Source organism: Hyalangium sp. (assembly GCF_045802625.1).
In the GTDB taxonomy this organism is placed as follows: Bacteria; Myxococcota; Myxococcia; order Myxococcales; family Myxococcaceae; genus Hyalangium.
This window is the reverse complement of record NZ_JBJMQP010000022.1, coordinates 1-14,433: the sequence shown is the minus strand read 5'-3', so window position 1 is coordinate 14,433 and position 14,433 is coordinate 1. Positions and strand designations below refer to the sequence as shown.

Genomic DNA, 14,433 nt, shown 5'->3' with positions numbered 1-14,433 from the left:
CTACTGGCTTTTCTTCTCGGGTGCCGCGGGTTTGCCAGGAGCGGCGGGTGGACTCGCCGGGGCCTGCTGGGCCTTGGCCCAGAGCCCGAGCAGCTCCTTCTCCCGCTCCGGCGACAGCCCCGCTTTCAGCTTCTTGCGGCGCTCCTCGGGCAGGCCCTGGAAGTACGCGAGCGTGTCCTTCACCGTGACATTGCCCGGACGGAACTTGAGCCCGGCCTTCACGGCCTTGCTGACCGAGCGCACGTGGAACCCCTTCGTCTTCCCGATGGGCGGCGCCCAGATGGGGATGTCACCGTTCTCCCCATCCTCTCCATTCTTCACCAGGAACTCCGAGGGCACCCAGGTGAGCTTCGTGTCCTTGCCCGTCGCCTCCTTGCACGCGGCGAACAGTCCCCCCATGGTCCACGGCTTCTCCGGCCCCGTGGCGTTGTAGCTGCCCGCGAGCTTGTTCTCCATCACGAGCACCAGCCACTGGGCCAGATCCCTTACGTCGATGAACTGGAGCGGATCCTCCGCGCTGCCCGGCGCGAGCATCTCGCCGCCTTGATCGAAGCGCACCGGCCAGTACGTGAACCGATCCGTGGGATCGTCCGGGCCGACGATGTAGCCGGGGCGGATGCTGGCCACGCGGCCCGGCATGGCCTTCTCCGCGGCCTCCTCGCACAGCCGCTTCAGCGCGCCATAGTTCTCGAAGTTCTTGCCCATCGTCTCCACGGTGGGATCGGCCATGGTGGCGGTGGGACCGCTCTCGTCCTCGTTGGGCACGTCGTTGTTCGCGTAGGCGGAGATGCTGGAGATGTAGACGTAGTGCTGGACGTTGGGCGCCAGCAGCTCCGCCGAGGCCTGCACCATGCGCGGGTAGTAGCCCGAGTTGTCGAGCACCGCGTCCCACGTGCGGCCCTCGAGCGCCTTGAGGCCCTCGCCCTTCTTGGGATCCCTGTCTCCGTGCAGCTTCTCCACGTCCGGGAACAGCTGCGGCCGCGTCTTCCCGCGGTTGAACAGCGTCACCGAGTGGCCTCGGGCCTGCGCCGCGGTGACGAAGGCCGGCCCCAGGAACCCGGTGCCTCCGAGGATGAGGAGCTTCAGCTTCTTCCTCGCGGAGGCCGCGGGTTTCTTGTCGGAGCCAGCCAGGGCCTCGGGGCTCAGCGCCAACAGCGAGGCCGCGGTCAGCGAGTACTGCAGGAAGTGCCTGCGGGAAGTGCTCATCAGGGGCTCGGGGTAGGTGGGTCTGGGCAGACCCGAGTTCATACGCGGACGGCAGCGCGGGCGCGGAACACGCCGGCCGCGTAGACCATTCCGAGCGCCATACGGCTTTCATGTCCGCTGGACACTCCGGCTGAAAATCCCCTCGACGGGGCGGGGCGTTTGGCTAGAACGCACCCCGCGTTCCGGGGAGAGACCTCGGACAGATGACCGGAAAGGGAGTGTCTGTGATGAAGCGGAACATGCAGTGGCAGGTCCTGGCCCTCGTGGCTGGGCTCGTGCTCTCGGTGGAGGCGCGCGCCCAGGATGTCGAGAAGCACGTGAGCGGGGGGAGCTTTGGCTCGGCCGGGCAGCTCGTCATCTCCGATGATCTGACGGGGAGCATCGGCTACCGGAGCGTCAACGGCCCGGATGACGCCTTCTTCATCAACCTCACCCCCGCGGCGGACTACTTCCTCAAGGAGAACCTCTCGCTGGGGGGCTTCGTCACCCTGGCCACCGCCTTCCAGTCCGGCGATGACCCGCTGACGGTCGGCCTGGGCGTGCGGGCCGGCTACAACATCCCGATGAACCAGACGGTGTCGGTGTGGCCGCGGCTGGGCCTCGCCGTGGAGCACAGGAATGAGTTCCTCGGGGACCGCACCTTCCTGGAGATCTCCCTCACCGCGCCCTTCCTCGTGCACCTGGCGCCCCACTTCTTCGTGGGCGGTGGCCCTGGCCTCATCACCCAGCTCGGGGACGGCACCGTCGCCACGCTCCAGGTGAGCACGATCGTCGGCGGCTACTTCTAGCCGTTCGCGCTGCCCTGCCGGGCGGAGTTCGCCCATAAGATGGGGCCATGGACAAATCCCCGTACGTCTCCATCCTCCGAGATGTCTTCCACGTCCAGGATGTGAGCGCGAGGGAGGAGGAGAGAGCCCGGGTCAACAAAGTGCCCGAGCTCTCCGGGCCCTTCGAGAAGCTCGGGTTCCAGTCCGTCGGCTTCTACCGGATGGGCCGTTCCTCCGGGTCCGTGCACCAGGTCTGGCGCAGCCCCGACAGCCGCGCCTTCCTCACCGTGGAGCACGATCAGAACCAGAAGCCGCGCGCGGAGCTGCGCACCTTGCTCCATGACGGCACCATCATCGACACCTCCAGCCACCACAGCGGGCTGGCGCGCCTGTACCGCCGCTCACGCATCCACCACCCCGAGTCCCTCTATCTGATGGAGACCTTGAACGGCTCGCCCGAGGCCCTCTGGCGCAGGCACTCCGAGCGCGTGGAGTCCATCCTCCGCGAGCGCGGCTCCACCATCCCTCCGCATGACTCCATGCGGATGCAGTTCGCGCTCGCCTCGCGCTCCATGGTGGTGACCTTCGTCCGGCGCATTCAAGGCCGGCGGCTCGAGTGGACGGTGTTCATCCCCGCCACGCTCGCCATCGTCGGCGCTGTCGTCTTCGCCGGCACGCCGCTGCACTGGCTCACCGCTGCCGCCGTGGCGGGCGTGGCCCTCTGGTACATCGGCGAGTTCTCCACCTGGCTCGCGGCGCGGCTGATGAGCATTCCTCCGGTGCCGCTTGCCAGCCTGCTCGCCGCCGTGGACAACGCCGCCCTCGCAGGCCCACCTGCGCCCACTTCCTGATCGGCGCGGCCGCTCCGTGGACTCTCTAATGAAGCGGCTGCGGCGTGGTGGAAGTTTTCTATCGTCCTCGGACAAGCGGTCGAGCAGGCACCGAGCCGCAGCCATTCTGGATTAGGCTTCACGCCCGATCGCATGCGCTCCCTGCTCGTTCTTCAAGAATCCTGGAAGCCCTCCCTCGCCGCGCTGCTGCTGCTGGTGGCCGTGCCCGCTCGGGCCGCGGACACGCGGATCGGCGTGGGGTTGGAGCTGTTCACCGAGAGCTCGCAGTTGGCGGGCCATCAGACCATCAATGGTGCGCGCCGCGATGAGTCCTTCGACTACAACACCAGCGACTTCCTGGCGGCCACGCTGAGCCTGAGCGTGCCCGCGCCCATCTCCGAGCACGCGCGCATGGGCGCAGGCGTGCGCCTGTTGGGCAACTACGGCTCGGGCGGCGATCACGTGTTCGGCTTCGGCCTGCTCAACGAGGCGTTCGTCACCGGCGAGTACGGCCTGCCCATCGCCGACAAGACGGAGGCGGTGTTCGGCGCACGCGGCGGACTGGCGCTGCTGGTGCCGGGCAAGGAGTTCACCGCCGAGATCCACCGGCTCCAGGATCAAGGCGTCAATGTGTGGAGCGTGCCGCGCGTGGGCTGGCTGGGCGGCATCTCCGTGGGCGCGCGGCGGAGGATGGGCGAGCATCTGCTCTTGCGCGCGGATATGTCTGGCCAGCTGGAGAAGCTCTACCTGTTCGCCACGAGCCAGGACGTCAAAGGGCTCGAGTTCAACAAAGCCTGGAGCACCTTCGGTCTGCGCCTGGGTCTCACACTCGGCGCCGAATTCGCCCTCTAACGAGGGTTCCACCCCCCACCACGGGAGTCGCGGATGAACCGTCCCCTCACGCTGGTCCTCAGCACTTTGGTCGTGTTGGGCGCCGCCTGCTCAGGCGAGCCTGCCTTTGATCCTGAACACCTCGCCGTGGGCCCGGGCGGCCTGGTGGGCAATGGCGATCCGCTCACCTCGGGCAACTTCGAGGGAGGCAATGATCTGCTGCCCCTGCCGCGTCAGGTCTCCTCGCCGCCGGATGCGACCCGCCCGCCGGACTGTGAGGGCGAGTGCGTGGCGTACTGCAACGCGGCGGGCCTACAGAACCCCATCAACCGCGGGCTGTGCACCAGCCTGTGGGGCGTGGGCCTGAGCCACAAGCCCATCCAGTTCGCCGAGGCCTGCCGCCGGCTCTTCGTGGACACGCTGGGCCGCGTCCCCACGGCGGACGAGGCCGAAGCCACCTGCACCGGCAACTGGGGCGAGACGGTGAAGCGGCTGATAGACAGCCCGGAGTTCATCCTCGTCAACCAGCGCCGCGCGGCGGACAAGTTCCTCTACAGCAACGAGGTGGTGAACATCCAAAGCATCTACGACATGGATCGGCTGGTGGAGAAGCTCTACCGCGGCAAGGTGGCGTACGATCAGTTCGCCGCGGTGGTGAGCGCGCACCCGGTGCTCACGCGCCGCCACGCGGACGCCGGAGACAAGGTGGAGGCGCTGTTCCACCTCTTCCTGGGCCGGCCGCCCTTCGAGGCCGAGCGCGCGGACATGTCCCGGCTCTACGGGCTGTGGCAGTCGGGCTACTACGATCACCCGCAGCTGGGGCGCATGCCGGACGCGTACATCCGTTTCCGCTGTCTGGCCGAGGATGGCAAGTCGGTGGATCCGGTGAAGAAGGGCGAGTGCACCAGCGTGCTGTGGGGCTACCACGAGCTGATCTTCACCCCGGACGTGCGCGCCGCCATGGATCGGCAGATCAACGAGCTGACCCTGTGGAACGGGCTGCTCGGCCCGGACGAGTGGGCGGAGCTGGAGACGCCGGGCCGCGTGCTGTCGCAGCAGGTGCCCTTCTGGGAGCACGCCGTGGACGAGGTGCTCGAGCAGTACCTGGGCTACGAGCTGTCTCCGAAGGTGCCCCAGGTCCGCGCCGAGCTGGTGCGGTACCTGCTGGATCACCAGGGCGATATCCGCTCGGTGCACTACGCGGTGCTCACCTCGATCGCCTACCTGCAGTCCTCGTTTGGCACCACGCCCACCACGTACCGGTGGACCTACGGGCCGCTCAAGCAGATGGACGCCGAGGTGTGGATCGACTCCGTGGCCAGCAATGCCGGCTACGCCACCGCCGCGTGTGATCACCGCATCAGCCAGCCGGAGACCCTGCTGCAGAATGGCAGCATCGCCTCGTACCGGGTGCTCCAGGCCTCGCGGTGGCGCATCGACGACAAGGGCAAGATCGACGACAGCTACTCGAACCTGGCGCGCACGCTGGGCGGCTGTCCGGAGAACGTCGTCGGTGGGCGCTTCCACGTGGTGAGCATCCTCACCACGGGCACGCAGCTGGCGTTCGTGGGAGACCTGTGCAACCCCTCGATGGACCCGAAGGTGAAGAGCGCCCCCATCGAGAAGCTGCTCCCGGAAGGGGTGGATCCCAACCGCGCGCTGACGGTGGACATGGCCGAGCAGATCGCCACGCAGCAGTACCGCACGCTGCTGGGGCGTCCGCCCAGCGGGGATGAGATCACCGAGGCGCGGGATGCCGGTGCCAAGTGCGCGGCCGGCCAGTGCCGGGCCGAGGAGTTCGCCCGCCCGCTGTGCTTCGCGCTGCTGACCAGCGCGGAGCGTCTCTTCTACTGAGTCACGGAGCCCCTACCCATGTCCGACGATACGAAGAAGCCAGTCACGTTCGGCCGCCGCGGGTTGCTCAAGGGCCTGGGAGCCGCCGCCACCGCCGCGGCCTTCCCGACCCTGTGGCTGCCGCGCAACGCCTACGCCGCGACGCCCGCGAGCGGGACCGTGGAGCACCTGATCTACCTCCGCCTCGGCGGCGGCTTCCGCTTCACCACCGCCTTCAACGGGGATGTGGCGGACGAGTTCAACCCCTTCGGCCGCTCCACGGCGCGTGCGCCCGGCACCGAGTGGGGCGTGGGCGCGCTGCTGGATCGCGCCAGCTGGCTGGAGGGCACCGCGGGAGCGCCCCTGGTGGATCTCGGCATGAAGCCGGTGTCCGCCTTCTCCAACGAGATCTGCGTGCTGCCGTGCGTGGACCATGAGCCGTTCTCCGCGCGTGCGGACGGCAACCACGGCACGGCGCTGGAGCGCTTCCTCACCGGCTACGTGGGCGGCACCACCAGCTTCCTCACGTACCTGAACTACGGCCTGCGCGAGAAGGTGGCGATGGCGGCTGCCCAGGGCCGGACCATCCTGCCGGCCTTCAGCCTGGGCGAGGCGGGCATGGCGCTGGGCGCGGGCAACTACGCCGGCTACCGGCCGCCCGTGCTGGACGGCAGCGGCTTCGAGCGGTTCGCGTTCGATCCGGACTCGAGCCTGCCGGACTGGGCGGCGAGCATCGCGACCAACCTGGACACCCGCTTCCGCAACAAGCTCCACGAGGGGGTGCGCTCCAGCGTGGAGGCCTATCAAGGCTCGCGCGAGGCCACGCGCGCCTACGGCCGCATCTTCCGCGATCCGATCCTCCGGGTGCAGGCCACCTCGACGGAGCTGGTGGACGGCATCAGCAACAAGGATCTGGTGACGATGTTCGGGGATGACTCCACCGGCCACGAGATGGTGCTCGCGCTGCGCCTGTTCCACTTCGGCTCGCCGGCGGTGTTCCTCAACCAGGGCTTCTACGACTACCACTCCAAGGAGAACGACAGCCTCCCGGACGAGATCGAGAAGGCCAACCGGCTGATCAGCGGCCTGCGCACGGCGCTCAAGAAGATGCAGCACCCCACGGGCGGCACCTACTGGGACAAGACGCTGGTGGTGCTCGGCAGCGAGATGGGCCGCACCACCAACGGCAGCAAGTTCAACTCCGCCGGTGGCAGCGATCACTCCAGCGATCTGCCCACCCGGTGGATGTCCATGCCGATGATGGGCGGAGTCATCGACGCGGCGGGCAAGGGCGGCAAACGGCTCGGCGAGACGCGCGCCTCGGACTTGAAGGCCCTGGGCTCGGTCTACACCTACCGCTCCGTGCTCAAGACGATGATGGATCTGCTCGGCGCGGACCTCAGCACCGTCTTCCCGGCGGACAACCCCATTCAGGATCTCTTCGTATGATGCGCTCTACGCCTGCCTTCATGCTCGCCGCGCTCCTGCTGGGCTGCGGCGGTTCCGGTGCCTACAAGGAGCCCACCGGGACCATCCCCTTTGATCCCAACCGTCCCACCCTGGGCTCGCCCGGGACGGTGCAGCCGTACACGGGCTCGAACAAGTTCGTGCTCGAGGCGCAGACCAGCATGCCCACCGGGCTGGAGCTGCAGCGCAAGGTCATCCTTCGCACCTGTGGCCCCACCAACGGCGTGTGCCACAACCAGAAGGAATACCCGGACATGCACACCACGGGCACGTTCGCGAGCGTCATCAACGCGCCCTGCAACCTGCAGCCCGGCACCTACTCCTCCGTGTTCGATCGGTGCGAGCGGCTCGGCGATCGCTTCAAGATCGAGGACTCTGCCTTCAAGGAGAACGAGATCGGCTGGTACGAGGTCATCGTCGGCGCCTATGTGGAGTACAAGGACGACGAGACGCCGCCCTCGGACGCGGCCGGTGTCCACCTGCACCTGAGGGATCCGGTGCCCCCGGAGCTGCTCAAGTACCACTGGGGCGCGGGCACCTTCCTGCGCAACTTCATCAACGCGCAGGGCAACGTGGAGTCGCTGTCCTTCGCCAAGTTCAACACGCGCTGGTGGGTGCTGGACGACGGGCGCCACCTCTACGGCGAGGTGCATGACTACCAGGCCGGAGACGTGGAGGCGCTGCAGTCGGCGGGCATCATCCAGGGCGATCAGAACCGCAACGGCACCTTCGGCGCGCGCCAGGGCAAGTCCGTGCCCCTGATCAACCCGGGCAACCCGGAGGAGAGCTACCTGGTGGCGCGCCTGCGCGGGCACATGCAGGCCGATCCCATTCCGGGCACCCGCATGCCGCTGGCCAACCAGCCGCCGTCCGTGACGGACATGCTCGCGCTCATGTGCTTCATCCAGGGGCTGGATCCGAACGCCACGCAGTGGAACCTGTCCTCTCCCATCGACTACGCCAACTGCCCCTACACCGCGAACCCGGAGGCGCTGAGCCTGGTGGGCGCGGGCGTTCACTGGAGCGATCGCGTGTGGCCCATCCTCCAGTCGAGCTGTGGCGGCTGCCATGGTGGCTCCACTCCTCAGGCGGGGTTGGACATGCTCTCGCCGGGAGCCTGGACGCGCCTCCAGAACTTCGCCTCGGAGAACCCGAACCTCAAGCTGATCGATCCGGGCCGTCCGGAGAAGAGCTACCTGTGGCTCAAGCTCGCGGGTGACGGGAGCATCTCCGGCAGCCGCATGCCGCTGGATCCGCTCAACAGCGGCAGCCGCACGCTTCCGCAGGATCAGCTCGACAGCATCCAGACCTGGATCCTCGCCGGCGCGCTCAACGACTGACGAGGGCAGGGCGGAAAATGAAATGAGCGTGGGAGCCACTCGGGCCCCCACGCTCACTCACCGCGGCACGCTCAGCGGCTGATGGTCAGCTTGAGGTGGCTCGCCACCGGAGTGGCGTAGGTGGCCGAGGTGACCTCGCGGATCTTGTTGTCCGTGTCCGCCAGGCCCATGTCCGGGTCGCTCTGCTGCGGACCGGTGTTGGGGCCGATGGCCGGCTCCTCGGACAGCTCGGTGCCCGCGTCGTACAGGTGCAGGCTCGCGCTCAGGTCGCCGGTGACGGGCTCGCCCGCCGCGTCGAAGAGATCAATCCCCTCGGGCGTGGTGCCGAAGAACCAGTCGTTGGACATGCCGTACATCGTCACGAAGGTGAGGCGGTCACCGGGGCGGGCGCTCACCTCGAAGGTGTAGGCGTTGCCGGGCTTCGCCGGGCCAGCGCTGGTGGCGCCCTCGGGGGTGGTGAAGGTGCCGAGCTGGGCATTGGAGGCCAGCCAGCCCTTCATCGTCTCGTAGAGCGGGGTGATGTTGCCGGACTCGGCGATGCGCTCCAGGCCCTGCTTGGGGTCCGGCACGCCCACCTGGAACAGCGTGTCCGAGCCCTGGTGCACCAGGTAGACGCCGGGGGACACCGGGGTGGCGGTGCCAGTGGTCTTGGCGAGCGAGTCCGCGAGCGCCGTAACCTGGCCCATCTCCGCGAGGGCCTCGAGGCCCTGGCCGCGATCCTTCTGGCCCGCGGTGAAGAGGGGCTCGCCACCGGTGGTCAGCGTCCACACGCCCGGGGAGATGCGCACGGGCTTGTAGCCCTGGGACGTCTGCATCGTGGACGTGTCGCTGGAGACGTTCTGGATGCGGACGGTGAACTGGCGGGTGGCCGCGTTCGGGGTGACGGTGACCTTGATCATCGAGGACACGGCCGGCACGTTGAACGTGGAGCCATTGCTCAGGGTCGTCTGCGAGCCGATCTTCCGCACGGAGGGATCCGGATCCGCGGCGCCCGGCCCGTCGACGGAGCTGGCCTGGTTGGGCAGGGTGTGGGGGCCGACGGCGGGCTCCTCGTTCAGCTCGGTGCCGACGTCCCAGAGGGAGACGTTGGCGGTGACATCCCCGGAGATGGGGTTGCCGTTCTCGAGGTACAGGTCCATGCCGCCCGGAGCGGTGGCGAACACCCAGTCATTGGACTGGCCGAGCATGGAGGCGAACGCGAGCTTCTGGCCCTTGCCCGCGGTGAAGGAGAACTCGAAGGCATCTCCCGGCGCCAGGGGGCCCGGCGCGGTGCCGCCGACGCGGGTGTTGTAGACGCCGGACTTGAGCTGGGTGAAGGGAGCGACGTTCTCCAGGCGCACCTTGAGGGTGGTGGGCTCGGTCTGGGTGGGCGTCTGCATGTCCTCGCCGCCACAGGCGGTGGCGACGAGCGCGGAGGCGACGAGGGCGGATACACGTCCAGCGTGGAACTTGATCATGACAGGGCTCCTGAGTGGGGAAGAGGAGTGCCGCCAGGGCGGCGGCCACTCGCGGTTCTGTACGCAGGAGCAAAAAGGCGGTTACACGCGCCTCACGAAAAAAACGTGGGGCTCACGTAACCGCCTGGAAAGAGGACTCAAGCCGGGGCGGGGAAGTCAGGCGGCCCGAGCGTCATCCGCACTTTCCGGTGGTCTTGCACGATAGCCCCGGGGCGCAGTCGTTGTTGCTCTTGCACCCTATGCCCGTGGGGCAGTCCCGGCCCAATCCACCGGACATCCCTTCAATCTTGAAGAAGCTGGTGGAGACATTCTCGGTGGCAGTCTGGTTCCCCTGGGTTCCCACCAGGTCGTTGGCCAGATCAACCACATCTCCATTGGCTGTCGCGGTGATTCCAAAGCCGGAGGCATTGATGGCATTGGCGATCGACACAGAAAGGGCTGCTGCATCGTTGCTGTTGGCGTAGGTGACCTTCACGTGCCCAGGCGCTGCGGAGCCGCTCGACCTGAACTCGAAGATCCTCGACACGTTCCCATCATTCAACGTGAAGAAATCTCCATCATTGAGGGCGCCTCCCGACAGGGGAGGGGTGATGAGCCCAGTGGCCTTTGTGGCCGTCTGATCCTCCTTGCACGAGGCACCGCAGGTGCCACAGGCAAGGGTGTTGCCATCATCGCAGAGCTCATCAGGAGCATCGACGACGCCGTTCCCACAGTAGCGGGCTGGGAAGGTCGAGGGCGTCTTGCAGTCCTTAGAGCACACGGAGCACGGCGTGGTGGTGCCATAGGGGCAAGCAGTCTCCGTGACGTTGTTTCCATCGTCGCAGGCCTCGGCGCCCGCAGGCCCATTCTTCATTCCGTCGCCACAGTAGGGGCCTGTTCCGTCCGTCTCGGCCTGGCAGTTGTTTGAGCAGAGCTTGCAGCTCGTGGTGCCGTAAGGACAGAAGGCCGCTCCGTTCAGCGAGCCGTTGTCACAGACTTCTACGCCCGCGGGCCCGTTCTTGATGCCGTCTCCGCAGTATTGCCCCGTGAGGTCCAGCTTGATCGTGCAGTTCCCGAGGCATACCTGGCAGGACGTCTGTCCATAGAGGCATGAAGCCGAGGTGTCCGTGTTGCCGTTGTCGCAGGCCTCGCCGTCAGTGACTTTCATGTCCCCGCAGTAGTTGCCGGTGAGATTGATCACCGCGCAGTTCTGGTCGCAGGCGTTGCACGTCGGCATCCCATAGGGGCATGAGGCCTCGGTGACGGTGTTGCCGTCGTCGCAGGCCTCGGTGGCGCTGTTTAGGTGGCCATCACCGCAGGTGTTCAGCTTGCAGTTGTTGAGGCAGGCGTCGCCGTCGCTGGTATTGGCGTCATCGCACTCCTCGCCCGCTGCTGGGTTGGTGAAGCCGTCGCCGCAGCGGCTGATTTTGCAGGTGGAGGTGCAGGTAGCGGTGTTGGGAGGAGGCACAGCGCCGCCGTTGTCACACTCCTCTCCCGCCTGCTTGTTCACGATGCCGTCGCCGCAGACGGCCGGGGTGCAGTTGAGGTTGCAGATGACTGGAGGATCCTGCGGGATAGGGTCCGAGGGATCGCACGGCTCGGTTACGGGCAACTGCTTGTCCGTAAAGTGGTCACCACAGCGGGCCACGTGGCAGGTGTTGAGGCAGTCGTCGTTGTTGTCGGTGTTGCCGTCGTCGCACTCCTCACCAGGATCGACGATGCCGTTGCCACACCCCTCGCCCGAGCGGCAGTCAGAGCTGCACCCATCTCCGTCGAGCTTGTTGCCGTCGTCACACACCTCGCCAGCGGCGGTGTCCTTGATGTTGTTGCCACACGACTCGTTGGAGCGGCAGTTCGCGCTGCAGCCATCTCCGTCTTTGTTATTGCCGTCGTCGCACACCTCGCCAGCGGGGCGGTCGACAAAGCCATCTCCACACTTCTCGGAGGACTTGCAGTCCGCGCTGCATCCATCGCCCGAGACCGTGTTCCCATCGTCGCAGATCTCGCCGGGATCGATCTTCTTGTTGCCGCACCGCTCGTTCGATTTGCAGTCCGAACTGCATCCGTCTCCGTCACGGGTGTTGCCATCGTCACAGGACTCATCGGCCTGGACGACCCCATCCCCGCAGGGGGTCTGGATGCACTGGGTGCCATCCCCAGAGCAGGCCTGACTCGTGGGGCAGACCAGCCCGGAGGGGCACGTCACGCTCTTGGGCTCGAAGCACGCGGAGAGCAGCAAGACCCAAGGCACGAGCAGCCACGAGGACAAGCCCCCACGGCCAGGGAAAGAAGTAGCAATTTGCCTCATCGGGCACCTCAGAAACGGAATGTTGCCAGGACCCCACCCTCGCCGCTGCCCACCAGGGGCATGACGCTCACCGCCTGCTGCCCGGGCGTGGCGCTCGCCCCCTGCTCGAGCTCGTCAGGCGAGATGTGGTACGGCTGGGCGCGGTTGACGTACAGCAGGACCATGGCTGTGAGCAGCGCGGCTCCGCCCGCGGCGTAGCTCCCCATGGCCACCTTCTGCAGGGTGTCCCCGCGAGTGCGCTTACTGGAGAGATCGGGAGGAGGGATGCAGCCGCCGCAGGACAGCACTCCCGCATCGAAGCTGTCGAAGCTGTTCCGGGCTTGGAGGTGTAGCAGGGCACCACCACCGGCCACGGCCACCCCCGCGCCCAGCACCGCCCAGGACTTCCACGCATCCCAGTGCCGGGTGTACCGGGTTAGCTCCTCATCGGTGTAGAGCTTGAAGGGGAGGGTGACCTTCTCGCCCGGAGTCAGGGTGCGCTTCCGGTCATTACGCGGGTAGCCCTCCTGTGTCGCGGAGAAGGTGTGCTCGCCGGGGACGACGAAGCCTTCGTAGCGCCCCGGCGCCTTGAACAGCACCTTGTTGTCCAGCATCACCGTGGCGCCTGGGGCGTCGCACGTGATCTCCACATGGGAGAGTTGCTGCTCGACGAGCGTCTTGAAGGTGCGGGCCCGCTCCAGCTTGTCTGCATCGAGCGGCGCCTCGCCGTAGCGCATGGCCGCCACCAGGTGCTCATGCAGCTCGAGCGGCTCGTTGAGGTTCAGCAGGGCCAGCGCCATGTTGTAGTGGATGGCGGGGTGATCCCAGAGCTTGAGGGCCTCGCGGTACTTCTCCACGGCCTTTGGGAAGAGGGAGTTCTTCAGCAGGAAGTTGCCGTCCCGGAAGAGCGCGAGAGCGGCCACCTGCTTGTCCTGCGGCACGCCCTTGGCCCAGGGCCGCTCCGCTCCCACGCCGAGCTCGGGCTGCTGCGCGGCTGCGGGCGTGGCGCGGAGCATGCCGAGCACCACCACTAGCGTCAGACTGATCGTGATCCTGTTCATCCCCATCCTGGCGGTTCCTTACTTGAGGTCCGTGGCGAACGTGCCGAGCTGCCCTTCCAGGAACTGGATGCGCTCGCGTTCTTCCTGCAGCTTCTTCTTGAGGGCGTCGGCCGCGGAGAGGGCCTTGGCCTCGGCTACACGCGCCGCCTCCGCGTTCTGGGTGGCACTCTTCTGGGACTGCTTGGAGAGCCACTGCGCGTACTTGGCCCGCTTGAGCGCGAGGACGAGCTCGTCGTTCGTGTTCTGTACCTGGGCGTATGCGGTCGCCAGCTCCTCCTTGGCCTTCTCCGCCTTGGCCTGGGCCTCCTGGCGCTGCAGCTCCTTGGCCTGGGCCTGGGTCAGGTTCTCCTTGGCCTCGGCCTCCGCCTTGCGCGCCTCCGCCTCCGCGTTGCGCGCCACGGCCTCCGCCTTGACAGCGGCCACGGCCTGCCGCTCGGCCTCCTGCTGGGCCTTGCGGATGACCACCAGGGCCACTGCGGAGGCGGCCACCAGGAACACCAGGAACACCGTGGAGCCCACCACCAGCGCCCGCCTGCGCCGCGTGGCCTTGGCCGCCTGGGCGAAGACGGCCTTGAGGAAGTCCTGCTGCACCTGGGGCAGCTCCCCGTGGTAGCGGCGCTTGAAGCGCTGCGCCTCCTCCACCACCTCGCCGCGCCACAGCAGATCGCTGTCCTGGCCCTTGGTCTGCCACTGCCGGGCCGCGTTGCGCAGCTGCTCCAGGAAGGCCGCGTCCTCCTGGCCCTCGTCCAGCCAGCGCCGGAGTGTGGGCCAGCTATGGATGAGCGACTCGTGGACGATCTCCACCATGGCGCCCATGGAGCCACCGCCGGTCTGCACCACCAGCAGGCGCGCCTGGACGAGGTGATCAATGAGGCGCTGGATCTCCGTGGCCTCCGGAGTCAGCTCGCGCAGCTCCTCCATGGAGACGATGGCGCGCGTGCGCTCGGGAGTCACGAGCCGCAGGAACACGGAGCGCGCGAGCGCGCGGGCCTGGAAGGGCAGCTCGGCCAGGACGCTGTCGGCGTGGCTGGCCAGCGCGCCGGCGATGCCGCCCATGGCCTCGTAGCTCTGTGAGGTGAGCAGCCGGTGCGCGATGTCGCGCTGCTCCCAGAGCTGGGTGGCGGCGAACTGGAGCAGCGGCAGCGCGCCCTGGGTGGACTCCAGGTGCTGGAGCATGCTGTCCACCATGGCGGGCGTCTCGAAGCGGTAGCCAGCCATCTCCGCGGGCTGCACCAGCGCGTCCCTCAGGCCCTCGCGGCTGGGCGCGGTGAGGAAGAACAGGCCCTGGTTGAGCTCGGACATGAAGCGCTCGTCCTCGGGCACCCGGTCCAGGAAGTCCGAGCGGATGGAGAGCACGACGCGCATGGGCGCGGTG

Annotated in this window: 10 protein-coding genes and 1 pseudogene; 6 read left to right on the top strand and 5 right to left on the bottom strand. The window is 67.4% G+C overall.

Annotated elements, in window-relative coordinates; translation table 11 throughout:
• Positions 1-1,206: an SDR family oxidoreductase gene (locus ACJ8AT_RS04020; protein WP_407736206.1), complete on the bottom strand. Its 1,206-nt coding sequence runs from the start codon at positions 1,204-1,206 to the stop codon at positions 1-3.
• A 227-nt stretch (positions 1,207-1,433) separates the two neighbouring features.
• On the opposite strand from ACJ8AT_RS04020, the gene ACJ8AT_RS04015 reads away from it, so the two are divergent.
• The 6 genes from ACJ8AT_RS04015 to ACJ8AT_RS03990 all read left to right on the top strand — a co-directional run bounded on the left by ACJ8AT_RS04015 (position 1,434) and on the right by ACJ8AT_RS03990 (position 8,274).
• Positions 1,434-1,994, top strand: coding sequence for a hypothetical protein (locus ACJ8AT_RS04015; RefSeq protein ID WP_407736205.1), 561 nt, complete (start codon positions 1,434-1,436; stop codon positions 1,992-1,994).
• Positions 1,995-2,041: 47 nt separating this feature from the next.
• Positions 2,042-2,824 (top strand): hypothetical protein, encoded by a 783-nt coding sequence (locus tag ACJ8AT_RS04010; RefSeq protein ID WP_407736204.1) that lies wholly within the window; start codon positions 2,042-2,044, stop codon positions 2,822-2,824.
• 132 nt (positions 2,825-2,956) lie between these two features.
• A complete protein-coding gene (locus ACJ8AT_RS04005) occupies positions 2,957-3,655 on the top strand; it encodes a hypothetical protein (RefSeq protein ID WP_407736203.1) in 699 nt (232 codons plus the stop codon).
• 33 nt (positions 3,656-3,688) lie between these two features.
• The gene (locus ACJ8AT_RS04000) at positions 3,689-5,488 is read left to right on the top strand and encodes a hypothetical protein (protein ID WP_407736202.1); all 1,800 of its coding nucleotides are present in this window, start codon (positions 3,689-3,691) and stop codon (positions 5,486-5,488) included.
• Positions 5,489-5,506: 18 nt separating this feature from the next.
• Positions 5,507-6,916 (top strand): DUF1501 domain-containing protein, encoded by a 1,410-nt coding sequence (locus tag ACJ8AT_RS03995; RefSeq protein WP_407736201.1) that lies wholly within the window; start codon positions 5,507-5,509, stop codon positions 6,914-6,916.
• Positions 6,913-8,274: a hypothetical protein gene (locus tag ACJ8AT_RS03990; protein WP_407736200.1), complete on the top strand. Its 1,362-nt coding sequence runs from the start codon at positions 6,913-6,915 to the stop codon at positions 8,272-8,274. The genes ACJ8AT_RS03995 and ACJ8AT_RS03990 overlap by 4 nt, the downstream gene beginning before the upstream one ends.
• Positions 8,275-8,345: 71 nt before the next feature.
• On the opposite strand, the gene ACJ8AT_RS03985 is transcribed toward ACJ8AT_RS03990, so the two are convergent.
• The 4 genes and pseudogenes from ACJ8AT_RS03985 to ACJ8AT_RS03970 form a co-directional block, all read right to left on the bottom strand.
• Positions 8,346-9,731, bottom strand: a complete 1,386-nt coding sequence (locus ACJ8AT_RS03985; RefSeq protein WP_407736199.1) for a spondin domain-containing protein — start codon at positions 9,729-9,731, stop codon at positions 8,346-8,348.
• Between the two features lie 172 nt (positions 9,732-9,903).
• Positions 9,904-11,961 (bottom strand): DUF4215 domain-containing protein, encoded by a 2,058-nt coding sequence (locus ACJ8AT_RS03980; RefSeq protein ID WP_407736198.1) that lies wholly within the window; start codon positions 11,959-11,961, stop codon positions 9,904-9,906.
• Positions 11,962-12,026: 65 nt separating this feature from the next.
• A complete protein-coding gene (locus tag ACJ8AT_RS03975; RefSeq protein ID WP_407736197.1) occupies positions 12,027-13,058 on the bottom strand; it encodes a hypothetical protein in 1,032 nt (343 codons plus the stop codon).
• A gap of 18 nt (positions 13,059-13,076) precedes the next feature.
• A pseudogene (locus tag ACJ8AT_RS03970) lies at positions 13,077-14,433 on the bottom strand (AAA family ATPase); the annotation flags it as partial.

Bases quoted from the DNA above. Each gene is read 5' to 3' on its own strand.
- ACJ8AT_RS04020 (WP_407736206.1), bottom strand. From the start codon at position 1,206: ATGAGCACTTCCCGCAGGCACTTCCTGCAGTACTCGCTGACCGCGGCC.
- ACJ8AT_RS04015 (WP_407736205.1), top strand. From the start codon at position 1,434: ATGAAGCGGAACATGCAGTGGCAGGTCCTGGCCCTCGTGGCTGGGCTC.
- ACJ8AT_RS04010 (WP_407736204.1), top strand. From the start codon at position 2,042: ATGGACAAATCCCCGTACGTCTCCATCCTCCGAGATGTCTTCCACGTC.
- ACJ8AT_RS04005 (WP_407736203.1), top strand. From the start codon at position 2,957: ATGCGCTCCCTGCTCGTTCTTCAAGAATCCTGGAAGCCCTCCCTCGCC.
- ACJ8AT_RS04000 (WP_407736202.1), top strand. From the start codon at position 3,689: ATGAACCGTCCCCTCACGCTGGTCCTCAGCACTTTGGTCGTGTTGGGC.
- ACJ8AT_RS03995 (WP_407736201.1), top strand. From the start codon at position 5,507: ATGTCCGACGATACGAAGAAGCCAGTCACGTTCGGCCGCCGCGGGTTG.
- ACJ8AT_RS03990 (WP_407736200.1), top strand. From the start codon at position 6,913: ATGATGCGCTCTACGCCTGCCTTCATGCTCGCCGCGCTCCTGCTGGGC.
- ACJ8AT_RS03985 (WP_407736199.1), bottom strand. From the start codon at position 9,731: ATGATCAAGTTCCACGCTGGACGTGTATCCGCCCTCGTCGCCTCCGCG.
- ACJ8AT_RS03975 (WP_407736197.1), bottom strand. From the start codon at position 13,058: ATGAACAGGATCACGATCAGTCTGACGCTAGTGGTGGTGCTCGGCATG.